Source organism: Luteibacter sp. (assembly GCF_036500425.1).
Taxonomy (GTDB): domain Bacteria; phylum Pseudomonadota; class Gammaproteobacteria; order Xanthomonadales; family Rhodanobacteraceae; genus Luteibacter.
On the sequence record NZ_DASYCB010000077.1, the window covers coordinates 86,880 to 112,033 of the forward strand.

A 25,154-nucleotide genomic window follows, 5' to 3' on the forward strand; every position below is an offset into this window, starting at 1 on the left:
CGGCTCGTGGCTCCAGGGGATGTGCTGCCATCTTGGCGACCGCTAGCCCCGCGGTATATGGAACAAAAGCGCAATCTTCTGTCGGCGCTTTCCCCAAATAGTTGCCACTGTGTAGTTGCCAGCCTACAATGACCTATCGTATTAACGCATTAGTACATTATGAAGCGACGCTCCCTTGACCCTGAAACGCCGGCCGACTCGGCCGAAACCAGCCTCTGCGAGGCCCTGCTGGGGCTCTCATCGGTGGATGAGATGCGGGCGTTCCTGCACGACCTGTGCACCCCGGCTGAGCTCGAGGTCATGGTCGATCGGTGGCGCGTGGTGCCTTACCTGCTCGATGGGCGTTCCTACCGGGAGATCCACGAGCGCACAGCGGTCAGCATCACCACGATCGGGCGCGTCGCGCGCTACCTGAACCAGGGAGCGGGCGGCTACATGGCCGCCGCCGCCCGCCGGACCAAGGAACCCAGCGCATGAAGCCGCGTGACCGCCTGCGTATCGCCATGCAGAAATCCGGCCGCCTGACCGAGCCCGCGCAAGAGCTGCTGGCCCGCTGCGGCCTCAAATTCCGGCAGAGCCGCGACAAGCTGTTCTGCTTTGGCGAGGGCGAGCCTGTCGACCTGCTGCTGGTTCGCGACGACGACATCCCCGGACTGATCGCCGAGGGCGTCTGCGATCTCGGCATCGTCGGCCGCAATGTCCTGCGTGAATTCCAGCTCGCCAACCCGGAAGCGGGGACGGGCCTCGACGAGCTGCGTCCGCTGGGCTTCGGCAGCTGCCGCCTTTCCATCGCGATGCCGCAGGAAGAAGGCTACGACGATCCCTCGCAACTCAACGGCCAGCGTATCGCGACCTCATATCCCGGGTTGCTCGGCGACTGGCTGCGCACGCACAACGTCGATGCGAAAGTGGTGTATCTCGCCGGTTCGGTAGAGATCGCCCCTCGTCTCGGCACCGCCGATGCCATCTGCGATCTTGTCTCCAGTGGCGCCACCCTGGTCGCCAACCAGTTGCGCGAAGCGGCGGTCGTGGTGGAAAGCGAAGCCGTGCTTGCTGGCCACCGCGTGCTGCCCAGCGATGAGCGTGGCGAGATCGCCGAACTGCTGCTGCGTCGCCTGGATGGCGTGATCCAGGTGCGTGATTCGCGGCTGATCCTGATGCAGGCCTCGCGCGACGCGTTGCCTGCGATTACCCGGCTGCTGCCCGGCTTGCCGGTTCCCACGTTGACCGCGGTCGACGGCGCGCCCGACCAGGTGGTGCTGCAGGCCCTGTGCGCCGGCAGCGTGAGCTGGCGGCAACTGGAAGATATGAAGCGTGCCGGTGCGCGCGACATGCTGGTGCTGCCGGTGGAGAAGATGCTGGCATGAAGCGGATCGACTGGAACACCCTGGATGAGGCGGGCCGCGCCGCCGCGTTGGCCCGACCCGCACAGTCGCGCTCGCCGGCGCTGCGCCGTAGCGTGGAAGCGATCATCGCCGAGGTTCGCGCGCGCGGAGACGTGGCGCTGCGTGAACTGACCGCGCGCTACGACGGCGCGACGTTGAAAGCGCTCAACGTGACCGAGGAGGAGTTCGACGCCGCGGAAGCGCGCCTGGCCCCGGACCTCAAGGCGGCGGTGCGCGAAGCCGCCGAACGGATCGAACGGTTCCACCGTGCCGCGGCGCCCGTGGCGGTCAGCGTCGACACGGCGCCGGGCGTTCGCGTGGAGCGCGTGCTGCGGCCGATCCACCGCGTGGGCCTGTACGTGCCCGCCGGTGGCGCGCCGTTACCCTCTACCGCGATCATGCTGGGCGTCCCTGCCAGCATCGCCGGTTGCCAGGAGGTGGTGTTGTGCACCCCGGTGCAGGCGAATGGCCGCTGCGACGACGCGGTGTTGTTTGCCGCGCGAGCCACGGGTGTGCACACGGTCTTCAAGCTCGGCGGCGCGCAGGCGATCGCCGCGATGGCTTACGGCACCGCATCGATCCCGCGTTGCGACAAACTGTTTGGCCCAGGCAATGCGTGGGTCACCGAAGCCAAGCTGCAGGTCTCGGGTGACCCTGATGGTACGGCGATCGATATGCCGGCGGGGCCGTCGGAAGTCCTGGTGATCGCCGATGCCGCCGCGAACCCACGATTCATCGCCGCCGACCTGCTCTCGCAGGCCGAACACGGTCCGGATTCGCAGGTCTTGCTGGTGAGTCCTTCCGCTGCGCTGATCGACCAGGTGGCGCTCGACGTCGAGCGTCAGCGCCTTGAGCTACCGCGTGCCGAAGTGGCCGCCAGCGCGCTGGCCGAAAGCCGCCTTGTGCTCGTGAAAGACCTCGACCAGGCACTGGCGGTGAGCAATCGTTACGCCCCGGAGCACCTGATCATCCAGACCGCGCGTCCGCGCGACTTGCTCGATGGTGTCGAGTCCGCCGGCTCGGTCTTCCTTGGCGAATGGACGCCCGAATCGCTCGGCGACTACTGCAGCGGAAGCAACCACGTACTGCCCACCTATGGCTACGCGCGCAGCTATAGCGGCGTCTCCGTCGCCAGTTTCCAGAAGCAGGTGACCGTGCAGGAGGCGACCGCCGACGGCCTGCGTGCGATCGGCCCCTGCGCTGCGACGCTCGCCGCGGCGGAGCAGCTGGACGCTCATCGCCGCGCCGTGACCTTGCGCCTGGAGTCGATGGAGGATGCGCCATGAGCGTGCTGGATCTCGCCCGTGCCGACATCCTCGCACTTGCGCCGTACTCAAGCGCGCGGATGGAAGCCTCCGGTGGCACCGTGCTGCTCAACGCCAATGAATCCGCGCGCGCGCCGAGCATTCCCGGTGGGGATGGCCTGAATCGTTATCCCGATCCACAACCGCGCGGCCTCGTCGAGACCCTGGCCGACCTTTACGGCACAACACCCGATCGTGTGTTGGCCACGCGTGGCAGCGACGAAGCGATCGACCTGCTGACCCGCGCGTTTTGCCGTGCGGGTCAGGACGGCATCGTGATCTCACCGCCTACCTTCGGCATGTACGCGGTCTCGGCGCGGATCCAGGGCGCGGCGGTGGTAGAAGCACCGCTGGAGGCGGATGGCTCGCTCGATGCCGGGAAACTCCAGGCCGCGGTCACGGAAAGCACGAAGCTCGTCTACGTCTGCACACCGAACAACCCCACCGGTAACCTGGTGACGCTCGACACGCTGACACGCATCGCGGAGGCCTTGCAGGGCAGGGCGCTGCTGATCGTCGACGAGGCCTACGCCGAGTTCGCCGGTGCGCCCAGCGCGACCCAGCTTATCGATACCTATGACCATGTCGCTGTGTTGCGCACGCTATCAAAGGCATGGTCGCTCGCTGGTGCCCGTGTCGGAACCCTGGTCGCCCGCGCCGAGGTGATCGGTTTGTTGCGCCGGATCATCGCGCCGTATCCCTTGCCATCGCCTTGCGTGGATGCCGCGCTCGCCGCGCTGTCATACGCGGGCCAACGGGTGCAGCGCCACCACGTGCATGAACTGCTGAACGAGCGCGCGCGAATGACCACGGCCCTAGCCCGTTCGCCCGGCGTGCGCGAGGTGCTTCCCTCGCACGCCAACTTCCTCGCGGTGCGTTTCGACGATGCCGCTGGCACCTACAAACGGCTGCTCGCCGCCGGTGTGGTCGTGCGTGATATCACCCGGTATCCGGGTCTCGGCGATGCCTTGCGCATCACCGTCGGCACGGGTAACGAGAACGATCGTGTCCTCGCCGTGTTGCGCGCGGAGGCATCCGCATGAGCCGGAAGATCCTCTTCGTCGACCGCGACGGCTGCCTCATCGAAGAGCCGGCCGACCAGCAGATCGATAGCTACGAGAAGCTGGCGCTCGTGCCAGGCGTCGTGGCGGCGCTGCAACGCTTCGTGGGCGCTGGCTACGAGCTGGTCCTGGTCAGCAATCAGGATGGTCTGGGCACGCCGTCGTTCCCGCAGGAAGCGTTCGATGGCCCGCACGATCTGCTCCTGCGCATCCTTGCGTCGCAGGGCATCACCTTCCGTGAACAGCTGATTGACCGGACCTTTCCGCACGAACAGCGCGACACGCGCAAGCCAAACACCGGCCTGGCCCGGCATTGGCTTGCTGATGACAGTTGGAGCCGGGCGCAATCGGCCATGGTCGGTGATCGCGAGACGGATACCGCTTTCGCCGCGAACATGGGCGTGCGTGGTTACCGTGTCGGCGGGCAGGGGCTGGGCTGGGCCGAGGTGGCCCATGCCATACTCGATGCGCCGCGGGTCGCCGAGGTCACCCGAAAGACGAAGGAGACCGCCATCCACGTGCAGGTCGACCTGGACAGGGTGGCCGAGCCGGTCATCCACACCGGCCTGGGCTTCTTCGATCACATGCTGGAGCAGATCGGGAAGCACGGTGGCTTTGCGCTGAGCCTGCGCTGCGACGGCGACACGCATATCGACGAGCACCACACGATCGAGGATTGCGCGCTTGCGCTTGGCCAGGCCTTGCGCCTGGCGCTGGGCGACAAGCGAGGCATCGGCCGCTACGGCTTTGCGCTGCCGATGGACGAGAGCGCTGCGCGTGCCGAACTGGATCTTTCAGGTCGGCCGTACTTCGTGTTCGAAGGCACGTTCCCGCGCGAGCGCGTTGGCGATGTACCCACTGAACTCGTGCCGCACTTTTTCCGCTCGCTCTGCGAGACGCTGGGTGCGAACCTGCACCTGACCGTCCACGGTGAGAATGCCCACCACATGGTCGAAGGGTGTTTCAAAGTCGTGGCGCGTACCCTGCGCCAGGCCATACGTCGCGAGGGTGCGGAGCTGCCCAGTACCAAGGGAAGCCTGTGATGCGTGTCGTCCTGGTCGATGCCGGTGGCACCAACATCGGCTCCGTTCGCTATGCCTTGCAGCGGTTGGGCACGGATGCCGAGCTCACGGCGGATCCGGCGCGCATCCGCGCGGCCTCGCACGTCATTCTCCCAGGTGTGGGTGCGGCCGGCCCAGGTATGCGCCGCCTGCGCGAAGCGGGGCTTGTCGAGGTACTGCGTGGCCTGACCCAGCCCGTGCTCGGCGTATGCCTTGGCATGCAACTGCTCTGCGAGCGTTCCGAGGAAGGCGATACCGAATGCCTCGGCGTGGTGTCGGCGCGTGTTCGGCACATGCCCACGTCGCCGGGCTTACGCGTGCCGCACATGGGCTGGAATACGCTGCAAGTCAGTACCGACCATGCACTTACCGCAGGCCTGCGCGAGGGCGATACGGCGTACTTCGTGCACAGCTACGCGGTGCCGGTCGGCGATTACACCTTGGCGAGGAGTGAGCACGGCTCAACGTTCTCCGCCGTCGTTGCCAGCGGCAACTTCATGGGCATGCAGTTCCATCCCGAGCGCTCCGCCGGCGTGGGCGCGCAGCTCCTTCGGAATTTCCTTTCGCTATGACGCTACCTATTCCCGCCATCGACCTGCGCGACGGTAAGGTCGTGCGCCTGTTCAAAGGCGACTACGAACAGCAGACCACGTTCGCGTTCGATCCGGTGGGGCTCGCCCAGCGCTACGCCCAGGAGGGCGCCACGTGGCTGCATGTCGTCGACCTTGACGGTGCGCGCTCGGGCCATTTCGAAAACCTGCCCACGTTGATGGCGATCGCATCGGTGGCGGGGCTGGCCGTGCAGGCGGGCGGCGGCATCCGTGACGAGGACGGCGTGCGACGCTTGCTCGATGCCGGTGTGGCGCGCGTGGTCGTCGGCAGTATCGCCATCCGTGAGCCGGACTCCGTCGCGGCGTGGATCCGCCGTTATGGTCACGAGAAGATCGTGCTGGCCTTGGATACACGTCTCCGCGGCGGAGAGTGGCGTTTGCCAAGCGCGGGCTGGACAGCCGATGAGGATCGCACACTGGATGACCTGCTGCCGTTCTACGAAGCAGCGGGTGCGCGCCACCTGCTGTGCACCGATATCGACCGCGATGGCACGATGACCGGCCCGAATACGGCGCTCTATCGGCACGTTGCCGCCATCGCGCCGACCCTCGATGTGCAGGCCTCTGGCGGCGTGCGCTCGCTGCACGATGTGGCCGGTCTGGCCTTCCAGGGCGTCGCCGGGGTGATCCTCGGGCGCTCGCTGTTGCAGGGTGAATTCAGCATGGCCGAGGCATTGGCTGTCACGACGAAGGCAGGCGCCTCATGCTGAGCCGACGTATCATTCCGTGCCTTGACGTGCGCGATGGCCAGGTCGTGAAGGGCGTGCGTTTCCGTGACCACGTAGTGGTCGGCGAGATTGTTGAACTGGCCCTGCGCTACCGCGATGAAGGCGCCGACGAGCTCGTGTTTTATGACATCACCGCGAGCCCCGAGGGGCGTCGTGTCGATCGCGACTGGGTGGAACGCGTCGCCCGCGAGATCGATATTCCGTTCTGTGTCGCAGGCGGCATTCGTTCCGTCGAGGATGCGCGCGAGGTGCTACACGCCGGGGCGGACAAGATCTCGATCAATTCGCCCGCGCTCGAGCGGCCTGCACTCGTGGGTGAGATCGCCAAGGCGTTCGGTGTGCAATGCGTGGTCGTCGGCATCGATAGCCTGCGCGACGAGGATGGCGAATGGCGCGTGCGCCAGTACACCGGCGACCCTTCGCGCACGAAGGCCTTGCGCAAGCGCACGCTCGACTGGGTCCGTGAAGTGCAGGACCTCGGTGCGGGCGAGATCGTGCTCAACTGCATGGGAACGGATGGCGTGCGACGCGGCTATGACATCGAGCAATTGCGTGCCGCGCGCGAGCTGGCGCATGTGCCGCTGGTGGCTTCCGGTGGTGCAGGGACGCCTGCGCATTTCGCCGAGGTGTTCCATGACGCCGACGTGGATGCCGCACTGGCGGCCAGTGTGTTCCATTCTGGCGATATCGCCATTCCTGCCCTGAAACGCGAACTGCGCGCGCAGGGCATCGAGGTGCGTCTATGAATCCCGACTTCGCCAAGGGTGATGGCCTGGTGCCCGCGATCGTGCAGCACGCCCGCACGGGCGAGGTGTTGATGCTGGGTTACATGGATGAGGCGGCGCTGGCGAAGACCCGCGAGACGGGCCTCGTCACCTTCTTCAGCCGCAGCAAACAGCGCTTATGGACGAAGGGCGAGACCTCGGGCGATACGCTTTCCCTGGTCGACCTGAAGATTGATTGCGATGCGGATACGTTGCTGGTGCGTGCGTTGCCGGCGGGGCCGACCTGCCATACCGGTACGACGAGCTGCTTTGGTAATGACGTGGCGCCTTCGCTGGGCTTTCTTGCCGAACTCGATGCGCTGGTGGCATCACGCCAGGCCGAGCGGCCCGAAGGCAGCTACACGACGACGTTGTTCGAAGGCGGGATTCGTCGCATGGCGCAGAAGGTGGGCGAGGAGGGCGTGGAAACCGCGCTCGCCGCCGTGGCCCAGGATGACGATGCGCTGATCGGTGAGGCGGCCGACCTGGTGTTTCACCTGATGGTCGTGTTGCGTGCGCGTGGGCTGGGGTTCGAGCAGGTGGTCGCGAAGCTCGCTTCTCGGCACACGTAGAGCCTGCGCAGCGATGCCTTACAGAATCCCGAGAACCGCTTCCGGCGGCCGACCCACAGCCGCCTTCTTGCCGTTGATGAACACCGGCCGCTCAATGAGCTTCGGGTGTTCAACCATGTAAGCGATAAGCTCAGCGCGATGGTTACCGGCGGGCACGCCAGCGTAATCATCCTCACCCTTGCGCATCAGCTCGCGCGGCTCGAGGCCGAGCAGCTTCAGCACGCGGTCCAGTTCCGCCGCGGAAGGCGGCGCCTGCAGATACTCGACGATCGTGGGTTCGACGCCGTGCTGCCGGAGCAGCGCCAGCGTCTCCCGCGATTTTGAGCATCGCGGGTTATGCCATAGCGTGGGCGTGCTCAGAAGTTGCCGCCGCGGTTACCACCGCCGCCACTGCCGCCGCGATTGCCGCCGCGCGGACCACGGTTACCGCCGCCCTGGCCACCACGGCTGGCGCCGCCACCGCCACCGGGGCCGCGCGGGCCACGGTTGCCGCCTGCGCCGCCACTGTTGCCACCGCCGGACCCACGGTTACCACCGGAACGGCTCGGGCCGCCCTGGCCACCCGCAGCACGGTTGCCGCCGCCCTGGCCGCCGTAACCGCCACCACCCTGGCCGCCGCCGTAGGAACGGTTACCACCGCCCTGGCCGCTGCCCTGGGCGCGGTTGCCGCCACCCTGGCCGCCACCCGCGGCGCGGTTACCACCGCCCTGACCGCCAGCACGCGGGCCACGGCTACCGCCGCGGTTGCCCGGTGCGTTGCCAGCGACGTTGCCATTGGCATTGCCACCGCCACCGCCACCGGTGCGGCTATCGCCAGCGAACCAGGTGCGCATGGCGGGAAGTTCCTGACCCGGGGCTACACGGCGCGAGGAAGGCTTGCGCGGACCCGAGGCGCGATCCGGACGAGCGACGTTGCCGTTCACTTCACGACCGCCACCGCCGCCCTGGCCACCACGCCCGCCGCGGCCACCCTTGCCGCCACGGCCCGGGCTGTCGTCGCGCAGGCGATCGAAGGCGGTCAGTTCGCGCGCTTCGTCATGGCGTGCCGAGCTCCAGGCACCCGTGGTGCCCTTGTCCGGGCGGTATTCGGTCACGTGGCGCGGCGCGCGGCGCTGATGCACCACGGCGCTGAGGGTCAGCACCGCGTTCGGCGCACCCAGGCCAGCGCGCTCGCGCAGGGTCTTGATCGCCGTTTCATCGAGCGTTTCGCAATCGCCACGACGCAAAGCGCGCGGCAGTTCGACCGTGCCGTAGCGGATGCGCTTCAGGCGGCTCACCAGGAAACCCTGGGAATCCCACAGGCGGCGCACTTCGCGGTTACGGCCCTCGCGGATCGTCACGCGGAACCAGCTATGGCTGCCACCGCGGCTGATCACCGCGATTTCGTCGAAGCGGGCGGGGCCGTCTTCCAGCTCCACGCCGGCTTTCAGGCGCTCGATGATTTCATCGGGCACTTCGCCATGCACGCGGCACAGGTATTCACGTTCCAGGCCGCTCTTCGGGTGCATCAGCGCGTTGGCGAGTTCGCCATCGGTGGTGAGCAGGAGCAGGCCGGTGGTGTTGATATCGAGGCGGCCCACGGCGACCCAGCGCGCACCCTTCAGGCGCGGCAACTGTTCGAACACGGTGGGGCGGCCTTCAGTGTCTTCGCGGGTGGTCACCACGCCTTCCGGCTTGTGGTAGACCAGCACTTCGGCATCGCTGCGGTTATCGGTGGCGACGACGAACTGCTTGCCGTCGAGCACGACGCGATCGCCGGCATGGACACTGGCACCAATGCTGGCGACGGTGCCGTTGACCTCGACCTCACCAGCCTGGATGCGCTGTTCGAGCATCCGGCGCGAGCCGAGGCCGGCGTTGGCCAGCACCTTGTGCAGGCGTTCTTCAAGCTGCGCAGCCTCACCCACGGGGGTGTCATTGCGTTTCAGGCTAAGTACGTTACGTTGCGGCGCATTCATGCGCGTGACTCCTCGGAATTCTGCTCGGTGCCTTCGTCTTCGGCGGCACCGTCGGGGTTCTCTGCCTCGTCGGCAGTGTGGGAAGCCGCGGCGATGTCATCATCGCCGGCGGGCGGTTCGTTGGCGGGCTCGTCACCGTCGTCGCCTTCGACGCTGAGGTCGGGCAGGGCGGCACGGGCCGGTACGCCATCCGCATCGCCTTCGAGGCGTAGCTGCGGGTTGAGCTCTTCAAGGTCGCGGATCTCCGACAATGGCGGCAGGTTGTCCAGCGACTTGAGGTTGAAGTAATCCAGGAACATGCGGGTGGTGCCGAACAGGGCCGGGCGGCCCGGTACGTCGCGATAACCCACGACGCGGATCCATTCGCGTTCCTCGAGCGTCTTGATGATGTTCGAAGAGACCACCACGCCTCGGATCTGTTCGATCTCCGGGCGGGTGATCGGCTGGCGGTAAGCGATGAGTGCCAGCGTTTCCAGCAGGGCGCGGGAGTAGCGGCTGGGCTTTTCCGCCCACATCCGCGAGACCCAGCCATGCACCTCGCGCTTGACCTGGTAGCGCCAGCCGGAGGCGACTTCCAGCAGTTCCACGCCGCGGCCGTCGCAATCGGCGGCAAGCAGGTCGAGCGCCTGTTTCAGCTCGTCCGTGCCGACTTCCTCTTCCTCGCCGAAGATCGCCTTGAGCTGCACGATCGTCATCGGCTGGGTCGACGCCATGAGCGCCGCTTCCACGATGGGTTTGAGCTGTTCGGGTTGCATAGGCCTTGGGGTGTGCCGTGCCCTTGGGGCGCGGTTCGGTTCGTGCGCAGGAGCGGCCGCGGTCGCGGCACCCCTCGTTCGTGGCCCGGCTGGGCCTTAGGCGAGCGCTTCGTCGCGCGCGGCCTCCGTCTGTACCTTGGTCTTCAGGTAGATCGGACCCAGGGTTTCTTCCTGGATGATTTCGACGAGCATTTCCTTCGCGAGCTCGAGCATGGCCAGGAAGGTGACCACTACACCGAGCCGGCCTTCGCTGACGTCGAACAGCGTTTCAAACCGGTGGAACCCACCCGTGCCCAGCGAGCTGAGCAGGTCGCCCATGCGCTGGCGGACGCTGAGCGGTTCACGTTGGATCGCATGGTGCGTGAACAGATCGGCACGCTTCAGCACATCCTTGAGCGCGAGCAGCAACTCCTTCAGGTCCAGCGGGGGCGGGACGCGGACCACGTTGTGTTCGCCGACGAAGGCGTGCACTACGGTGGTATCGCGTTCCAGGCGCGGCAGCTCTTCGATATCCAGCGCCGCTTTCTTGAACCGTTCGTACTCCTGCAGGCGACGTACCAACTCAGCTCGCGGATCGTCCTCCAGGCCTTCCTCGGCCGGCGGGCGGGGCAACAGCAGCCTGGACTTGATCTCCGCCAGGATCGCGGCCATCAGCAGGTATTCCGCAGCGAGCTCCAGTCGCATGACCTCGCGCATCATGTCGATGTAATCCATGTACTGCCGGGTGATTTCGGCGACAGGGATGTCGAGGATGTCCAGGTTTTGCCTGCGGATCAGGTAAAGCAGCAGGTCCAGCGGGCCTTCAAACGATTCGAGGATGACTTCCAGCGCATCCGGCGGGATGTACAGATCCTGCGGCATCTGCAGCACGGCTTGCCCGCGCACCAGTGCGAGAGGCATTTCCTGCTGCTGGGGAACGCCGGCAAAGGCATTCCGCGTTTGTTCGACCACCTGGACTTCGGTTGTCTCGTTAGTCATCGGCACACGTCAGAGGGGCCGCATTCAAGCGGCCAGGAACGCAAGCAACAAATCGATGCCGTCCGGCGGCTACACCGCCACCTTGCGGGGCATGCCGCGCATCGTCGCCGACGAGCGGAAGGCATGGCCGCTGAACGCCCCAGGAGGGTCATCGTCTGTGAGATATCGCCGGGAACATAGACCACCGCCGGCCTTTACCACAGGCCGGGAGGGCGGTACGCCCGAATAAGTTCACCCGATTGACATACAGGGTATAGCGTGTGCCGTCGCAAGTCCAGCGGCGGCCCCTCTGTTGGGCCTGCTGTTACGGCAAAATACAGCCTATGCCCCTCGACCCGCGCGCCATCATCCATGTCGACATGGACGCCTTCTATGCGTCCGTGGAGGAGCTGGACGACCCCTCGCTGGTTGGCAAGCCGGTGATCATTGGCGGCCTGGGGCGGCGCGGGGTGGTCTCCACGGCCAATTATGAGGCACGCAAGTACGGCGTGCGCTCGGCGATGCCCACCTCGGAAGCCCGCCGGCGTTGCCCCCAGGCGGTCTATATCCACCCCAGGCACGATCGTTATGCGGCCATCTCGGCCGTGGTCTTCGAGGTGTTCGCCGAGGTAACCCCCATGATCGAAGGCCTGTCGCTCGACGAGGCTTTCCTCGATGTGACCGCGAGCCTGCGTCTTTTCTCATCGATCGAGGCCATCGGTCTTAAGGTGAAAGAGACGATCCGCGAGCGCACCGGGCTGAACGCGTCGGTCGGCATGGCGCATAACAAGCTGTTGGCCAAGCTCGGCAGCGAACTCTCCAAGCCCAACGGCTTCCTGTTTATCCGACCGGATGAGGTCCAGGGATACTTGGACCCCCTGCCGATCGGCCGGATGTGGACCGTGGGGAAGGTCGCGGAAGAGGCCTTGCACAAGGTCGGTATCCGGACCATCGGCGACCTCCTGCGTGCGGATGCATGGCGGCTCAACAAAGCCGTGGGCGAACGGCACGCGGCCATGCTGCGCACGCTGTGCCTGGGCGAGGACCAGCGCCCGGTGGTCACGGATGCACCCGAGATATCTATTGGCTCCGAATGGACCTTCGACATCGATGTGGAGGACCTGGCGATCGCCGAGGCCTGGCTCCTGCGCCAGTGCGAGCGGGTAGGGGCCCGGGCCCGCGGGCGCGAGGTCAAGGCACGCACGGTGTCGGTGAAGTTGCGCGAGCCACCCTTCGTCACCCACAGCCGGCAGGCACAATTGCCCGTTCCCGGCAACGCTACCCCGGATATCTATGCGGTGGCACGGCGCTTGCTAAATGTCTGGTGGCAACAGCATCCGCGACCCCGGTTACGGCTGCTCGGTGTCACGCTATCGGGCTTTGATGCGCGGCAGGGCGATGAACAACAGGACATGTTCGCCGCGCCCGTCGAGGAAAAACGCTCCGATGGCGTGCAGGACCGCATCAACGAGCGCTTCGGAGCCGGGGCGCTAGTGAGGGCGGGCGTGCTAAAAACGCGCGGACGAAAATGACCCGACTGCGCTAATGTGTCCGTTTGTGACACGGAAGGTAAGTTTCGTGGGGTGCGGTCATGCCGACCGTGATAGTTAACCGCCGGCAGGCAGGATGGGTGGAACAGCTGATGGCTGACAAGGAAGGCCCGAACGTGCGCTATCGCCACGCAAGGATGAAAGTTCAGACAGCGGTGCTCTTGAGCCGCGGTGGCGAAGCACACTCGACCGACCTGGTGGACATTTCGGCCACCGGCGCCTTGCTGCGCCGCCCCGCTGGCTGGCGTGGCGAAAATGGCCAGACCTGGATCCTGGACATGGTGTTCGGCCATGACCTGCATATCAACATGGAGGCACGCGTCGTGCGCGTGGGTGCCCGGCAGATCGGGATGGAATATTCACTGATACCCGAGGATAAGCAGGCTCCGCTGTGGGAGTTGCTCGGGGGGTATGCCGATACCCTTGAAACCTGGGTGGACGAATAGTTGTAGGAGCCGACCCTGTGGGCGACGCTGTTCGCGCAAGAGCAACAGGGCCTGCGCGGTGAGGCGAAAGATGGCGCGCGCAAGCGCGCTCCTACAAAGCCTGTAGGAGCGCGCTTGCGCGCGATGCTTCCGTATCAGGCCTGCTTGGCCTTGTGCTTGGCGCGGTCTTCGTCGCGCAGTTCGCGGCGGAGGATCTTGCCCACGTTGGTCTTGGGCAGGGAATCGCGGAACTCGATCTGCTTGGGGCGCTTGTAGCCCGTGAGTTTCTCGCGACAGAACTCGCGCAGCGCGTCTTCCGTCAGCGACGGATCCTTACGCACCACGAAGATCTTCACGACCTCGCCCGAGTGCTCGTCATCAATGCCCACCGCAGCCACTTCGGCCACGCCAGGATGGCTCATGACGATATCTTCGATCTCGTTCGGGTACACGTTGAAGCCCGAGACCAGGATCATGTCCTTCTTGCGATCCACGATGTACAGGTAGCCGCTGGCATCCATCTTCGCGATGTCGCCGGTGCGCAGCCAGCCGTTGGCATCGAGCACCTTGGCCGTTTCGTCCGGGCGGTTCCAGTAGCCCTTCATCACCTGCGGGCCCTTGATGCAGAGCTCGCCCACTTCGCCGATCGGCAACACGGTGCCATCGTCGGACCAGATCTGCACATAGGTCGAAGGAATGGGCAGGCCGATCGAGCCGTTGTATTCCTTGATATCCAGCGGGTTGATGCACGCGGCCGGCGAGGTTTCGGTCAGGCCGTAGGCCTCGGCCAGGGTCACGCCCGTGGTCTTCTTCCAGCGCTCGGCCACCGTGCGCTGCACGGCCATGCCGCCACCGAGCGAAAGGTGCAGGCGCGAGAAATCCAGTTCGGCGAAACCCGGGGTATTCAGCAGGCCGTTGAATAGCGTGTTGACGCCGGTGATCGCCGTGAACTTCTCCTTCGAGAGTTCCTTGACGAAGCCCTTCATGTCGCGCGGGTTGGTGATCAGCAGGTTCATCGCACCCATGCGGGTGAAGACCAGGCCGTTCGCCGTGAGCGAGAAGATGTGGTACAGCGGCAGGGCCGTGACGATGATTTCCTCGCCCGCGGTGGCCGCCCCACTGATCCACGCATCCGCCTGCAGCATGTTCGCGATCATGTTGCGGTGGGTGAGCATGGCGCCCTTCGCCACGCCGGTCGTGCCGCCGGTGTATTGCAGGAAGGCGATATCGTCGTGCTCCACGTCGACCTGGGGCAGGGGGTGCGCCTTGCCACGCGAGATCGCGTCGTTGAAGCGGGTTTCCTTAGGCAGCTTGAACGCGGGCACTTCCTTGCGGAGGTGCTTCACCACGAAGTTGATGATGCTGCCCTTGGGGAAGCCGACCAGGTCGCCGACCGCCGTGGTGACGACATGCTGGACCCGTGTGCCGGGCAGGGCTTCTTGCACGGTGTGCGCGAAGTTATCCAGCACGACCAGCGCCTTGGCGCCGGAATCCTCAAGCTGGTGGTGCAGCTCGCGGGTGGTGTAGAGCGGGTTGGTGTTGACCACCGTGAGGCCAAGGCGCAGGGCGCCGAACAGGACCACCGGGTACTGCAGCAGGTTCGGCAGCATGATCGCCAGGCGGTCGCCCTTCTTCAGGCCGAGTTCGCCTGAGAGGAAGCCGGCGAAGGCGGCGGAGAGCTGGTCGATCTCGCCGTAGGTCAGTACCTTGCCGAAGTTCTTGTACGCTGGCCGCCCACGAAATTTCTGAAAAGATTCCTCGAAGACCGCCGCAACGGAGCGGTACGCGTTGACATCGATGTCGGCGGGTACGCCGGCCGGATAGTGGGCAAGCCACGGGCGCTCGTTGCTCATGTACGGGACGGACTCCTGGATTTGTGACGCTCGCACGGCGGGCGCGTCGTGCGAGCGGGAGGATTGGAGCATACGCGCGCGTATAGCGGCAAGCCGCATCGCAGCGAGACACAAAAAGGGAAAAACATGCAGCGACGTACGATGTGGGTCACCTTACTCCTGATCGCGCTCGCCGTGCTCGGGGGCTGCCATCGCACCCCGGATGACGAGCAGGTGCGCAAGGCGATTTCCGCTGCGGCGGCTGGCGCCGAGGCGGGCAGCGGCGGCGATACCGTGGCCGGGATGTCGGAGGATTTCGACGGGAACTCGGGGCAACTCAACAAGCGCGACCTGGCCAACCTGGTGCGTGTATTCGCGCTGCGCGGGCAGAAGGTGCATGTGTTGCTTGGGCCGGTGTCGGTCGAGACCCGCGGGGAGCGGAAGGTGGCGACGTTTACGGTCACGCTTGCCGCGGGCGCGGGCGTGTTGCCGGATAACGCGGGTGCGTATGAGGTGGAGACCGGCTGGCGCAAGGATGGCAGCGTATGGCACTGCTTCACCGCCAGTTGGAAACGCGCGCTCTAACGCTCTTTGGTAGGAGCGCGCTTGCGCGCGATGGCTCTTGCCGCAAGACCGGTCGCGCGCAAGCGCGCTCCTACAGGGGATCTGCGAAAAAAAAGGCCCGGTTTCCCGGGCCTTTTCCGTTACGCCGCCTTGGCGAGCTGGCGGAGTACGTACTGCAGGATGCCGCCGTGGCGGAAGAACTCGCGCTCCTTCGGGGTCAGCAGGAGCACCTTCACGTTGAATTCCTTGGCCGAACCGTCCGGACGCACGGCCTTCACCGTGGCCGTCTTCGACTCGCCGCCGTTGAGGCCGGTGATGTCGAACACTTCATCGCCCTTCAGGCCGAGCGTCTGCGCATTCTCGCCATCCTGGAACTGGCAGGGCAGGACGCCCATGCCGACCAGGTTGGAGCGGTGGATGCGCTCGAAGCTCTCGGTGATCACAGCCTTCACGCCGAGCAGCAGGGTGCCCTTGGCCGCCCAGTCACGCGACGAACCGGTACCGTATTCCTTACCGGCCAGCACGACCAGCGGGGTGCCGCTGGCCTTGTACTTCATGGCGGCATCGTAGATGGCCATCTGTTCGCCGGTCGGGATGTACTTGGTGTAGCCACCCTCGACGCCGTCGAGCATCAGGTTCTTGATGCGGATGTTGGCGAACGTGCCACGGACCATGACGTCATCGTTGCCGCGACGCGAACCGTAGGAGTTGAAGTCCTTCGGCTCCACGCCCTTTTCGATCAGGAAACGGCCCGCCGGGCTGTCCTTCTTGATCGAACCGGCCGGCGAGATGTGGTCGGTGGTAATCGAGTCACCGAAGATGCCCATGGCGCGCGCGCCGTGGATGTCTTCGATCGTGCCGGCTTCCGCGGACATGCCGTCGAAGTAGGGCGGGTTCTTGATGTAGGTCGAATCGTCCCAGGCGTAGGTCTGGCCATCCGGCGAGGCGATCTGGTTCCAGCGGCTGTCGCCCTTGAAGACGTCGGCGTAGCTGGCCTTGAACATCTCGGGGCTGATGGCGCCGGCGATGAGGTCGGAGATTTCCTGGTTGCTCGGCCAGATGTCCTTCAGGTACACCGGCTGGCCATCGCTGCCCGTGCCGAGCGCATCCTTGGTCAGGTCAATGTTGAGCGTGCCGGCCAGGGCGTAGGCGACCACCAGCGGCGGCGAGGCCAGGTAGTTCATCTTCACTTCCGGATGCACGCGGCCTTCGAAGTTACGGTTGCCCGAGAGCACCGATGCCACGGCCAGGTCGCCTTCGGCGATGCCCTTGCTGATTTCAGCCGGCAGCGGACCGGAGTTACCGATACAGGTGGTGCAGCCGTAGCCGACCACGTAGAAGTTCACCTTTTCGAGCTCTTTGAGCAGGCCGGTCTTCTTCAGGTATTCGGTCACGACGAGCGAGCCTGGGCCAAGCGAGGGCTTCACCCACGGCTTGCTGGTCAGGCCACGCGCGGCGGCCTTCTTCGCCACCAGGCCGGCGGCGAGCATGACAGCCGGGTTCGAGGTGTTGGTGCACGAGGTGATCGCCGCGATCACGACCGAGCCATCGTTGATGCGGAAGTTCTGGCCATCCTTGTGGACGAGCACGCCCTCTTCATTGATGCCGTTCGCTTCGTTGCCGATAGCCGTGCCACCGCCTTCATTGCTGAAGCGCGAGGTGTCGCCGTTCTTGGTCTTGCGGTTGGCGGTGAGCGGGCCGACCACGTCGAGGAAGCTCTGCTTCACACCTTCGAGCAGCACGCGATCCTGCGGGCGCTTCGGGCCTGCCAGCGACGGCTTGACGTCGGCCATGTCGAGCTCGAGCACGGTGGTGAACTCGGCTTCGGCCGTGTTCGCGTCGTGCCACAGGCCCTGGGCCTTGGCGTAGGTTTCCACCAGGGCGATCTGACCCTCATCGCGGCCCGAGAGGCGCATGTAGTTCAGTGCTTCCTGGTCGATCGGGAAGATGCCGCAGGTGGCACCGTATTCCGGGGCCATGTTGGCGATGGTGGCGCGATCGGCCAGCGGCAGGTTCTGCAGGCCGTTGCCGAAGAACTCGACGAACTTGCCGACGACGCCGAGCTTGCGCAGCATCTGGGTCACGGTGAGCACGAGATCGGTGGCCGTCACGCCCTCCGGCAGCTTGCCGGTGAGGCGGAAGCCGACGACCTGCGGGATCAGCATGGACGACGGCTGGCCAAGCATGGCAGCTTCGGCTTCGATACCGCCTACGCCCCAGCCCAGCACGCCGATGCCGTTGATCATGGTGGTGTGCGAGTCGGTACCGAACACGGTATCCGGGTAGGCGAACGACACACCATCCACTTCATTGGTGAACACCACGCGGGCCAGGTTCTCGAGGTTCACCTGGTGCACGATGCCGGTGCGCGGCGGCACGACCTTGAAGTTGTTGAAGGCCTTCTGGCCCCAGCGCAGGAACGAGTAACGCTCCTGGTTGCGCTCGAATTCGATTTCGACGTTCTGCTCAAGCGCGTTGGCCGAACCGAACGCGTCCACCTGCACCGAGTGGTCGATGACCAGTTCGGCCGGGACCAGCGGGTTGATCCGGTCCGGGTTGCCACCGAGCTTCTTCACGGCATCACGCATGGCGGCCAGGTCGACCACGCAGGGCACGCCGGTGAAATCCTGCAGGACCACGCGGGCCGGCATGAAGGAGATCTCGGTATCGGGCTCGGCCTTGGCGTCCCACTTGGCGACGGCTTCGATTTCCTTCGAAGTCACGTTCACGCCATCTTCCTGGCGGAGCAGGTTCTCCAGCAGGATCTTCATCGAGTAGGGCAGGCGCTTCAGGTCGAACTGCTGACCCAGCTTGGCCAGGCTGGCGATCTTGTGGCTCTTGCCGTTGACGACGATGGTGTCTGCGACTGAGAACGAGTCTTTCATGCTGTACTCCTGGCGTGGCGTGCTTTAGCTGGGGAGGCCTGGCGGCCCTGTGCGGGGGCTGCCAAAGCGTCGATTATCGCGCAGTCTGCGGTTCGTATGCGACCGCCGTGAGACCTTGGGTCCGCTACAATGCCCGGTCCGTGGCTCACGCCGCGCGAAATCTGGCGGCAAAAGGATGAGGGTGGCGGCGGATGGGCGCAAACGCATTTGATGGCACGCAGCGTTCGATGATTTCGATGGCCCTGTCATCGGTCTCCCTGCGCGACCTCGCCCTGGTCCAGGCCGTGGCCCGTGAAGGCAGCTTCAACAGCGCCGCCCGCGCCATGTACATCAGTGCCTCGGGGCTTTCCCACCAGGTGCAGAAGGTGGAGCAGGCGCTGGGTATGCCCCTGTTCGAACGGGGTGGCCGCCGGGTCGTGCCGACCTCTGCCGGTCAGCGTCTGTTGGGATACATCGAGGGCGTGCTGGCCGCCGCGGAACACCTCGAGCACGCGGCGCGTGCCGGTGATGTGGCTTTTGGTGGTGAGTTGCGCCTCGGTGTGCCATCCACGCTGGGGCCCTACCTGTTACCGCACGTGATCGAACCCTTTCCGCAGCGGTTCCCGGGGGCTCGGCTTACCATTTCCGAAGGTAAACCGCGCGGCCTCCTGCGCCGGCTGGCCGAAGGCGAACTCGACGCGGTGCTGGCGCCGCCGAGCGCCACCGCCACCGGGCTGGATTCCACCGCCCTGTTCTTCGAGCCGTACGAATTGATGCTACACAAGGGTCACCCGCTGGCCGGCCGTGTCGAAGTGGCACTGACCGAATTGGATGCGTCCGACGCGACCCTGATGGCGGAAAGTCACGGCAACGGGGTATCCGACCTCGGCATGCCCGGGGCCGCCCGTCCGGAACGCATCCAGGATCTTTCGATTGAAAGCCTGGCCACCCTGGTGGCCTTGCGTGGCGGCTACACCCTGGTCCCGATCCTGGCCCACGACCGCCTGCGGTCGATCCCAAACGTAGTCCTGGCCGGGGTCGCCGGCGCGCGGCCCGGCCGGCACATCGCCCTGTACTGGCGCAGCGCTACACCGTGGCGCGATGACCTCGTGGGCTTCGCCGAACTCCTCCGCGCCCTGGCCACCACTATCCCCGGCCTCGACGCCGCGACCCCCGTGTAGGAGCGCGCTTGCGCGCGATTCAAGGTTGCGGCAAGCACTCGTCGCGCGCAAGCGCGCTCCTACACAGTGCTTAGAAGCCGTTGTCGAGGGTGGAGCCGGTCAGCAGGCCGCGGGCGAGCATCGCGGTCTTTTTGGTCTGGAACAGCATGTGCCACTGGCGGCCGCCGAGCTGATGCCAGAGCACCGCGGAGCGTACCGAGGCCAGCAACGAAGCGCGCACGCGGTCCACGTTCGCCTTCTGCTGCAGATGGGTCGGGTTGCCGGTCACCATGACGCGCGGCTTCAGCGTCGAAAGGGTGGTGGCGTAGAGCTCGGCAAGACGTGCGGCAACGTTCGGGTGTGTCAGTCCGAAATGCTCAACCTGACGCTGTGCCGCGACGATGCCTTCATGGAGGCGATCGAGCAGGGCACGGTTGCGCGACAGCGAGCGTTCCAGGCGCAACACGGTGACGCCCATGCGCATAACCGCGACATCGCGCGTCTGTTCTTCGAACTGGTTCACCAGCGTGCGCAGGCCACTGCGTACGCCCGCGACGCTGCCATACACGCCCGCTACGGAATCCGCGTCGATACGGAACACGCTGGCGAGACTGGCCTCGAACGCTACCTCATCGCAGCGGCCCTCGTTGGCCAGTTGCTGGGCCAGGGCAGCGCCCTGGAAGACGCCGGCCAGGGCTAAAACGCGCTCTTCATTCATAACGACGATCTTTATTTGTAGGAGCGCGCTTGCGCGCGATGGGGGCTGCCGGGGCGTGGGTCGCGCGCAAGCGCGCTCCTACAGGGGGAATAGGGTTCATTCGAGGCCACCGTACACGGCGTCCGTTGAGGCAATGATCGCCCCACCGAGGCATGCGTCGCCGTCGTAAAGCACCACGGATTGGCCGGGGGTGACGGCGCGCTGGGGTTCGTCAAAGCTGACGTGAAGCGTATCGCCACGCACCTCCACCGTGCAGGCCTGGTCGGCCTGGCGGTAGCGCGTCTTGGCAGTGCAACGGAACGAGAGGGCAGGCGGCTCGCCAGCCACCCAGGTCGCGTCGGTGGCGAACAGCCGGGTGGACTGCAGCCAGCGGTTCTCACCGCCCTGGGCCACGATCAGGGTATTAGCCGTCACATCCTTGCCTACGACGTACCAGGGCTCATTGGGCGCATCCGCCCGGCCGCCGATACCCAGGCCGTTGCGCTGGCCCAGCGTGTAATACATCACGCCCTGGTGCTCGCCCACCGTACGGCCCTCCGGATCCCGCATGGGGCCGGGCTTTGCCGGAATGTACTGGGACAGGAACGTGCGGAAATCGCGCTCGCCGATGAAGCAGATGCCGGTGGAATCCTTCTTTGCCGCCGTCGGCAGGTTGGCTTCGCGGGCCATCTCGCGCACCGCCGGCTTTTCGATCTCGCCGACCGGGAACAGGGTGGCCGAAAGCTGGCGTTGGCCCAGGGCGTGCAGGAAGTAGGTCTGGTCCTTGGCCGCGTCCACGGCGCGGAGCAGGCGGTAACGCCCCTTATGAAAATCGACGCGCGCATAGTGACCCGTCGCGATCTTCTCCGCGCCGAGGGCCTGGGCGTGATCCAGGAAGGTCTTGAACTTGATTTCGCGGTTGCACAGGACGTCCGGGTTGGGCGTACGGCCTGCGGCATACTCCGCAAGAAAATGCTGGAAGACCCCATCCCAGTACTCGCCAGCGAAGTTGCGGGCGTGGAAGGGGATGCCCAGCCGGCCGCAAACCGCCACGGCATCGCGGCGGTCGTCGTCGCTGGTGCAGGGGCCGGAGCGGTCATCCTCCTCCCAGTTCTGCATGAACATGCCTTCCACCTCGTGGCCGGCTTCCTTCAGCAGGATGGCGGCGACGGACGAGTCCACGCCGCCGGAGACGCCCAGGATGACTTTCACCGGCGGGCTCCCGGCAGCAGGCTGGCCACGGTGTCCAGCGGATAGCGTCGGCCATCCAGCCAGGCATCGATGGTGTCGAGGATCAGCGGGCTGCGCAGGCGCTGCCCCATGGCTTCGATCTCGTCGCGGCGCAGCCACAGGGCGCGGCGGATGCCGGTATCGAGCGGGCGGGCGGCGTCATGGGCGACCGAGCGGCCGCTGAAGGCGAAGCGGAGCACCTGTTCGCCATGTTCGTGGCTCAGCCACTGCCAGACGCCCAGGAAGTGCTCCAGCACGACGCTATGCCCGGTTTCTTCCAGCGCTTCGCGCACGGCCGCGGCCTGCAGGGTCTCACCCGGGTCCAGATGACCCGCGGGCTGGTTGTACGCCAGTTCGCCGAAGATCTCCTCTTCAACGATCAGGTAGCGGTCACCCTCCGCGATGACGCAGGCCACGGTCACACGGGGGCACCACACGTTTTCGGCCGGAGCGTCGGTCTGGGTCATCTGACGAATGGGTGGGGGTGGCTCTGGAAAAAGACATATTGTGCCATCACCTACGGAAATCGACCCCGTGGGGGCTCGAAATCCGGTGTATATAATCGAATCGCGTACCGAAGGTTCTTAATTAATGTCCCAGGAACACGAACACGATCAGGAAAACGAGCGCGGACACGGCCTGGCCATTGAAACCGCTCGTCCCGAGACGGCACGGCCGCCACTGTTCCAGGTCGTCTTGCTGAACGACGACTTCACGCCGATGGATTTTGTGATTGAGGTGTTGCGTAGCTTTTTTGGCATGGACCAGGAGCGAGCGGTGCAGGTGATGCTCCACGTCCACACCCGTGGCAAGGGTGTGTGCGGTGTGTTCACCCGCGAGGTGGCAGAAACCAAGGTGACCCAGGTCAACGAATACTCACGGTCTCATCAGCACCCGTTGTTGTGCACTATGGAAAAGATGTAAGCGGCGCCCCATTTCGTGTTCATGCGGCACTAACAAGGGCTAAGAACCCGCCGCCCACAGCTATCGGAGACGGTCCGTATGTTCAGCAAGGATCTCGAAGTCACCATTGGGCACTGCTATAAGCAGGCCCGGGAGCAGCGCCACGAGTTCATGACCGTGGAGCATCTCCTGCTCGCCCTCACGGAAAACACCTCCGCCCTGGCCGCCCTGCGCGCCTGCGGCGTCGATCTGCCCCGGCTGGCGGCCGATCTGCAGCGGATCATCGCCGAAACGGTACCGGTCCTTCCTGCCGGTGACGAGCGCGACACCCAGCCCACCCTGGGGTTCCAGCGTGTGCTGCAGCGCGCCGTGTACCACGTCCAGTCCTCGGGCCGGAAGGAAGTGACGGGCGCCAACGTTCTCGTCGCGATCTTCGGCGAGAAGGACAGCCACGCCGTGTATTTCCTGCACCAGCAGGAGATCACCCGCCTGGATGTCGTCAACTACATCTCGCATGGCATCGCCAAGATCAGCGACGAGTCCGCCGCGGCCCCCTCCAGCGCCGATCGCGATAGCGAGGACGGTGGCGAGGGCAAGGGCAACCCGCTCAGCGAGTACGCCTCCAACCTCAACGAACTGGCGGCCCAGGGCAAGATCGATCCCCTGATCGGCCGGCAGGATGAAGTGGAGCGCACCATCCAGGTGCTCTGCCGCCGCCGCAAGAACAACCCGCTCTATGTCGGCGAGGCCGGTGTGGGCAAGACCGCCCTGGCCGAGGGTCTGGCCAAGCGCATTGTCGAAGGCCAGGTGCCTGAGGTGCTGGAAGACTGCACCATCTGGTCGCTGGACCTTGGCGCCCTGGTCGCCGGCACCAAGTACCGCGGCGATTTCGAGAAGCGCCTCAAGGCAGTGATCAACCAGCTGAAGAAGCAACCGAACGCCATCCTCTTCATCGACGAGATCCACACCATCATCGGTGCGGGCTCGGCGTCGGGTGGCACCATGGATGCGTCGAACCTGATCAAGCCCATGCTGGCTTCGGGTGAGCTGCGCTGCATCGGTTCCACCACGTTCCAGGAATTCCGCGGCATCTTCGAGAAGGATCGCGCCCTGGCGCGCCGCTTCCAGAAGATTGACGTGGTCGAGCCCACCGTGGCCGATTCCATCGAGATCCTGAAGGGCCTGAAGACCCGCTTCGAAGAGCATCATTCGGTGGAATACACCCATGAAGCCCTGCGCGCGGCGGTGGACCTCTCGGTCAAGCACATCCCGGATCGCCTGCTCCCGGACAAGGCCATCGACGTGATCGATGAAGCGGGTGCTCGCCAGCGCCTGTTGCCGGAAGACGAGCGCACCGGCAAGGTCGATGTACCCGAGATCGAGTACATCGTGGCCAAGATGGCGCGCATCCCGGCCAAGCAGGTGTCGGCCTCGGATCGTGACGTGCTGCGTAACCTCGAGCGCAATCTGAAGATGGTCGTGTTCGGCCAGGATGGTGCGATTGAAGCGCTGGCCTCGTCGATCAAGATGGCCCGCTCGGGCCTGGGCGATCCATCCAAGCCGATCGGTAGCTTCCTCCTCGCCGGCCCCACGGGCGTTGGCAAGACGGAAGTGACCCGCCAGCTCGCCATGCAGCTCGGTATCGAGATGGTCCGCTTCGACATGTCCGAGTACATGGAAGCGCACTCGGTGTCGCGCCTGGTCGGTGCGCCCCCGGGTTACGTGGGCTTCGACCAGGGTGGCCTGCTCACCGAGCAGATCACCAAGCACCCGCACTGCGTGCTGCTGCTGGATGAAATCGAGAAGGCGCATCCGGATGTGTACAACATCCTGCTGCAGGTGATGGATCGCGGCGTGCTGACCGATACCAACGGTCGCGAGGCGAACTTCAAGAACGTCATCGTGATCATGACGACGAACGCTGGCGCCCAGTTGGCCTCGCGTCGCGGTATTGGCTTCGTGAAGCAGAACCATTCGCCGGATGCCATGGAGACCCTGCGTCGCATGTTCACGCCGGAGTTCCGTAACCGCCTCGACGCGATCATCCAGTTCAATGCGCTGGACTTCGATCACATCCTGCGCGTGGTCGACAAGTTCCTCATCGAACTCGAGGCGCAGTTGACCGAGAAGAAGGTCAGTGTCGATGTGACCCCGGAGGCCCGCCGCTGGTTGGCGGAGCACGGCTTCGATCCGCAGATGGGCGCCCGCCCGATGGCCCGCGTTATCCAGGACAAGGTCAAGCGTGCCCTGGCCGACGAGCTGCTGTTTGGCAAGCTGGCCGAAGGCGGCAAGGTCACCTTGTCGGTCGATGGCGACGAGCTGCACGTGGAAACCGAGTCGGCCGAGCCGGCCACGGCCGAAGCGTAAGCCGTACAAAAAACGGGCCGCCCCAGGGCGGCCCGTTTTTTGTAGGAGCGCGCTTGCGCGCGATGGGTCTTGCGGTACCCCCCCATCGCGCGCAAGCACGCTCCTACAGGAATCCAGGCAACAAAAAAGCCGCGGTCTCGTGCCGCGGCTTTTCTTTTACCGGTGAAGCAGCGCGGTGCGCGCTTACTTCATACGGTACGTGATGCGACCCTTGGTCAGGTCGTAGGGGGTCATCTCGACCTTCACCTTGTCACCAGTGAGGATACGGATGTAATGCTTGCGCATACGGCCGGAGATGTGGGCAGTAATGACATGCCCGTTCTCGAGCTGCACGCGGAACATGGTGTTGGGCAGGGTCTCCTGGACCGTGCCTTCCATTTCGATGACGTCGTCTTTTGCCATGTGT

25 protein-coding genes are annotated in these 25,154 nt (G+C 65.3%); 15 read left to right on the forward strand and 10 right to left on the reverse strand.

The genetic code is table 11. From position 1 onward, the window contains the following. The first annotated feature begins 159 nt into the window (after nt 1–159). From VGN46_RS18965 to hisIE, 9 genes are read left to right on the forward strand one after another with little or no spacing between them, the layout of a single operon-like run. Nucleotides 160–477, forward strand: coding sequence for a YerC/YecD family TrpR-related protein (locus VGN46_RS18965; RefSeq protein ID WP_331646131.1), 318 nt, complete (start codon nt 160–162; stop codon nt 475–477). Continuing rightward, the gene (gene hisG / locus VGN46_RS18970) at nt 474–1,367 is read left to right on the forward strand and encodes an ATP phosphoribosyltransferase (protein ID WP_331646133.1); all 894 of its coding nucleotides are present in this window, start codon (nt 474–476) and stop codon (nt 1,365–1,367) included. Before VGN46_RS18965 ends, hisG begins: the two co-directional genes overlap by 4 nt. Continuing rightward, nucleotides 1,364–2,671 (forward strand): histidinol dehydrogenase, encoded by a 1,308-nt coding sequence (gene hisD / locus VGN46_RS18975; RefSeq protein ID WP_331646135.1) that lies wholly within the window; start codon nt 1,364–1,366, stop codon nt 2,669–2,671. The genes hisG and hisD overlap by 4 nt, the downstream gene beginning before the upstream one ends. Next, on the forward strand, nt 2,668–3,732 hold the full coding sequence (gene hisC, locus VGN46_RS18980) for a histidinol-phosphate transaminase (RefSeq protein WP_331646137.1): 1,065 nt from the start codon (nt 2,668–2,670) through the stop codon (nt 3,730–3,732). Before hisD ends, hisC begins: the two co-directional genes overlap by 4 nt. Further along, entirely contained in the window at nt 3,729–4,793 is a 1,065-nt protein-coding gene (gene hisB, locus VGN46_RS18985) for a bifunctional histidinol-phosphatase/imidazoleglycerol-phosphate dehydratase HisB (protein ID WP_331646139.1), read from the forward strand. The genes hisC and hisB overlap by 4 nt, the downstream gene beginning before the upstream one ends. After that, entirely contained in the window at nt 4,793–5,383 is a 591-nt protein-coding gene (gene hisH, locus VGN46_RS18990; protein ID WP_331646142.1) for an imidazole glycerol phosphate synthase subunit HisH, read from the forward strand. The genes hisB and hisH overlap by 1 nt, the downstream gene beginning before the upstream one ends. Beyond that, the gene (gene hisA, locus VGN46_RS18995; RefSeq protein ID WP_331646144.1) at nt 5,380–6,132 is read left to right on the forward strand and encodes a 1-(5-phosphoribosyl)-5-[(5-phosphoribosylamino)methylideneamino]imidazole-4-carboxamide isomerase; all 753 of its coding nucleotides are present in this window, start codon (nt 5,380–5,382) and stop codon (nt 6,130–6,132) included. Before hisH ends, hisA begins: the two co-directional genes overlap by 4 nt. After that, entirely contained in the window at nt 6,126–6,896 is a 771-nt protein-coding gene (gene hisF, locus VGN46_RS19000) for an imidazole glycerol phosphate synthase subunit HisF (RefSeq protein ID WP_331646146.1), read from the forward strand. The genes hisA and hisF overlap by 7 nt, the downstream gene beginning before the upstream one ends. Then, on the forward strand, nt 6,893–7,486 hold the full coding sequence (gene hisIE / locus VGN46_RS19005) for a bifunctional phosphoribosyl-AMP cyclohydrolase/phosphoribosyl-ATP diphosphatase HisIE (protein ID WP_331646148.1): 594 nt from the start codon (nt 6,893–6,895) through the stop codon (nt 7,484–7,486). The genes hisF and hisIE overlap by 4 nt, the downstream gene beginning before the upstream one ends. An 18-nt stretch (nt 7,487–7,504) precedes the next feature. Here hisIE and arsC read toward each other — a convergent pair whose 3' ends face one another. The 4 genes from arsC to VGN46_RS19025 form a co-directional block, all read right to left on the reverse strand. Further along, nucleotides 7,505–7,846 (reverse strand): arsenate reductase (glutaredoxin), encoded by a 342-nt coding sequence (gene arsC / locus VGN46_RS19010; protein WP_331646179.1) that lies wholly within the window; start codon nt 7,844–7,846, stop codon nt 7,505–7,507. Beyond that, a complete protein-coding gene (locus VGN46_RS19015; protein WP_331646150.1) occupies nt 7,843–9,444 on the reverse strand; it encodes a pseudouridine synthase in 1,602 nt (533 codons plus the stop codon). Before VGN46_RS19015 ends, arsC begins: the two co-directional genes overlap by 4 nt. Continuing rightward, nucleotides 9,441–10,199 (reverse strand): SMC-Scp complex subunit ScpB, encoded by a 759-nt coding sequence (gene scpB / locus VGN46_RS19020; protein WP_331646153.1) that lies wholly within the window; start codon nt 10,197–10,199, stop codon nt 9,441–9,443. The genes VGN46_RS19015 and scpB overlap by 4 nt, the downstream gene beginning before the upstream one ends. A 96-nt stretch (nt 10,200–10,295) precedes the next feature. After that, nucleotides 10,296–11,099, reverse strand: a complete 804-nt coding sequence (locus VGN46_RS19025; RefSeq protein ID WP_331646181.1) for a ScpA family protein — start codon at nt 11,097–11,099, stop codon at nt 10,296–10,298. A gap of 401 nt (nt 11,100–11,500) precedes the next feature. Here VGN46_RS19025 and dinB point away from each other — a divergent pair, with 401 nt between their 5' ends. Then, a complete protein-coding gene (gene dinB, locus VGN46_RS19030) occupies nt 11,501–12,688 on the forward strand; it encodes a DNA polymerase IV (protein ID WP_331646155.1) in 1,188 nt (395 codons plus the stop codon). 59 nt (nt 12,689–12,747) lie between these two features. Then, the gene (locus VGN46_RS19035; protein ID WP_331646157.1) at nt 12,748–13,152 is read left to right on the forward strand and encodes a PilZ domain-containing protein; all 405 of its coding nucleotides are present in this window, start codon (nt 12,748–12,750) and stop codon (nt 13,150–13,152) included. A 134-nt stretch (nt 13,153–13,286) separates the two neighbouring features. On the opposite strand, the gene VGN46_RS19040 is transcribed toward VGN46_RS19035, so the two are convergent. Then, entirely contained in the window at nt 13,287–14,984 is a 1,698-nt protein-coding gene (locus VGN46_RS19040) for an AMP-binding protein (RefSeq protein ID WP_331646159.1), read from the reverse strand. A gap of 126 nt (nt 14,985–15,110) precedes the next feature. Between VGN46_RS19040 and VGN46_RS19045 the strand changes: the two genes are divergently transcribed. Next, on the forward strand, nt 15,111–15,548 hold the full coding sequence (locus VGN46_RS19045) for a hypothetical protein (RefSeq protein WP_331646161.1): 438 nt from the start codon (nt 15,111–15,113) through the stop codon (nt 15,546–15,548). Nucleotides 15,549–15,667: 119 nt separating this feature from the next. On the opposite strand, the gene acnA is transcribed toward VGN46_RS19045, so the two are convergent. Then, the gene (gene acnA, locus VGN46_RS19050) at nt 15,668–18,412 is read right to left on the reverse strand and encodes an aconitate hydratase AcnA (protein WP_331646163.1); all 2,745 of its coding nucleotides are present in this window, start codon (nt 18,410–18,412) and stop codon (nt 15,668–15,670) included. Nucleotides 18,413–18,603: 191 nt separating this feature from the next. Here acnA and VGN46_RS19055 point away from each other — a divergent pair, with 191 nt between their 5' ends. Next, on the forward strand, nt 18,604–19,572 hold the full coding sequence (locus tag VGN46_RS19055; RefSeq protein ID WP_331646165.1) for a LysR family transcriptional regulator: 969 nt from the start codon (nt 18,604–18,606) through the stop codon (nt 19,570–19,572). Between the two features lie 70 nt (nt 19,573–19,642). On the opposite strand, the gene hflD is transcribed toward VGN46_RS19055, so the two are convergent. From hflD to VGN46_RS19070, 3 genes are all read right to left on the reverse strand, one after another. After that, a complete protein-coding gene (gene hflD, locus VGN46_RS19060) occupies nt 19,643–20,269 on the reverse strand; it encodes a high frequency lysogenization protein HflD (RefSeq protein ID WP_331646167.1) in 627 nt (208 codons plus the stop codon). Between the two features lie 96 nt (nt 20,270–20,365). Continuing rightward, complete coding sequence (gene mnmA / locus VGN46_RS19065) at nt 20,366–21,460, reverse strand: tRNA 2-thiouridine(34) synthase MnmA (RefSeq protein ID WP_331646169.1); 1,095 nt, start codon at nt 21,458–21,460, stop codon at nt 20,366–20,368. After that, the gene (locus tag VGN46_RS19070; RefSeq protein WP_331646171.1) at nt 21,457–21,945 is read right to left on the reverse strand and encodes an NUDIX hydrolase; all 489 of its coding nucleotides are present in this window, start codon (nt 21,943–21,945) and stop codon (nt 21,457–21,459) included. The genes mnmA and VGN46_RS19070 overlap by 4 nt, the downstream gene beginning before the upstream one ends. Before the next feature lie 124 nt (nt 21,946–22,069). On the opposite strand from VGN46_RS19070, the gene clpS reads away from it, so the two are divergent. Then, on the forward strand, nt 22,070–22,402 hold the full coding sequence (gene clpS / locus VGN46_RS19075; protein ID WP_331646173.1) for an ATP-dependent Clp protease adapter ClpS: 333 nt from the start codon (nt 22,070–22,072) through the stop codon (nt 22,400–22,402). 78 nt (nt 22,403–22,480) lie between these two features. Continuing rightward, entirely contained in the window at nt 22,481–24,748 is a 2,268-nt protein-coding gene (clpA, locus tag VGN46_RS19080) for an ATP-dependent Clp protease ATP-binding subunit ClpA (protein ID WP_331646175.1), read from the forward strand. Between the two features lie 183 nt (nt 24,749–24,931). Here the strand turns inward: clpA and infA are convergent, their stop codons facing one another. After that, the gene (gene infA, locus VGN46_RS19085; protein ID WP_019466733.1) at nt 24,932–25,150 is read right to left on the reverse strand and encodes a translation initiation factor IF-1; all 219 of its coding nucleotides are present in this window, start codon (nt 25,148–25,150) and stop codon (nt 24,932–24,934) included. Nucleotides 25,151–25,154 lie beyond the last annotated feature (4 nt).

What these genes read in the sequence shown, in the direction of transcription:
- VGN46_RS19070 (WP_331646171.1), bottom strand. Translation starts at nt 21,945, where the DNA reads ATGACCCAGACCGACGCTCCGGCCGAAAACGTGTGGTGCCCCCGTGTG.
- infA (WP_019466733.1), bottom strand. Translation starts at nt 25,150, where the DNA reads ATGGCAAAAGACGACGTCATCGAAATGGAAGGCACGGTCCAGGAGACC.
- hisG (WP_331646133.1), top strand. Translation starts at nt 474, where the DNA reads ATGAAGCCGCGTGACCGCCTGCGTATCGCCATGCAGAAATCCGGCCGC.
- clpA (WP_331646175.1), top strand. Translation starts at nt 22,481, where the DNA reads ATGTTCAGCAAGGATCTCGAAGTCACCATTGGGCACTGCTATAAGCAG.
- dinB (WP_331646155.1), top strand. Translation starts at nt 11,501, where the DNA reads ATGCCCCTCGACCCGCGCGCCATCATCCATGTCGACATGGACGCCTTC.
- VGN46_RS19015 (WP_331646150.1), bottom strand. Translation starts at nt 9,444, where the DNA reads ATGAATGCGCCGCAACGTAACGTACTTAGCCTGAAACGCAATGACACC.
- VGN46_RS19025 (WP_331646181.1), bottom strand. Translation starts at nt 11,099, where the DNA reads ATGCCTCTCGCACTGGTGCGCGGGCAAGCCGTGCTGCAGATGCCGCAG.
- hisB (WP_331646139.1), top strand. Translation starts at nt 3,729, where the DNA reads ATGAGCCGGAAGATCCTCTTCGTCGACCGCGACGGCTGCCTCATCGAA.
- hisA (WP_331646144.1), top strand. Translation starts at nt 5,380, where the DNA reads ATGACGCTACCTATTCCCGCCATCGACCTGCGCGACGGTAAGGTCGTG.
- VGN46_RS19055 (WP_331646165.1), top strand. Translation starts at nt 18,604, where the DNA reads ATGGGCGCAAACGCATTTGATGGCACGCAGCGTTCGATGATTTCGATG.
- hisH (WP_331646142.1), top strand. Translation starts at nt 4,793, where the DNA reads ATGCGTGTCGTCCTGGTCGATGCCGGTGGCACCAACATCGGCTCCGTT.
- VGN46_RS19045 (WP_331646161.1), top strand. Translation starts at nt 15,111, where the DNA reads ATGCAGCGACGTACGATGTGGGTCACCTTACTCCTGATCGCGCTCGCC.
- hisC (WP_331646137.1), top strand. Translation starts at nt 2,668, where the DNA reads ATGAGCGTGCTGGATCTCGCCCGTGCCGACATCCTCGCACTTGCGCCG.
- VGN46_RS18965 (WP_331646131.1), top strand. Translation starts at nt 160, where the DNA reads ATGAAGCGACGCTCCCTTGACCCTGAAACGCCGGCCGACTCGGCCGAA.
- hisF (WP_331646146.1), top strand. Translation starts at nt 6,126, where the DNA reads ATGCTGAGCCGACGTATCATTCCGTGCCTTGACGTGCGCGATGGCCAG.
- hflD (WP_331646167.1), bottom strand. Translation starts at nt 20,269, where the DNA reads ATGAATGAAGAGCGCGTTTTAGCCCTGGCCGGCGTCTTCCAGGGCGCT.
- clpS (WP_331646173.1), top strand. Translation starts at nt 22,070, where the DNA reads ATGTCCCAGGAACACGAACACGATCAGGAAAACGAGCGCGGACACGGC.
- scpB (WP_331646153.1), bottom strand. Translation starts at nt 10,199, where the DNA reads ATGCAACCCGAACAGCTCAAACCCATCGTGGAAGCGGCGCTCATGGCG.
- hisIE (WP_331646148.1), top strand. Translation starts at nt 6,893, where the DNA reads ATGAATCCCGACTTCGCCAAGGGTGATGGCCTGGTGCCCGCGATCGTG.
- hisD (WP_331646135.1), top strand. Translation starts at nt 1,364, where the DNA reads ATGAAGCGGATCGACTGGAACACCCTGGATGAGGCGGGCCGCGCCGCC.
- acnA (WP_331646163.1), bottom strand. Translation starts at nt 18,412, where the DNA reads ATGAAAGACTCGTTCTCAGTCGCAGACACCATCGTCGTCAACGGCAAG.
- VGN46_RS19035 (WP_331646157.1), top strand. Translation starts at nt 12,748, where the DNA reads ATGCCGACCGTGATAGTTAACCGCCGGCAGGCAGGATGGGTGGAACAG.
- VGN46_RS19040 (WP_331646159.1), bottom strand. Translation starts at nt 14,984, where the DNA reads ATGAGCAACGAGCGCCCGTGGCTTGCCCACTATCCGGCCGGCGTACCC.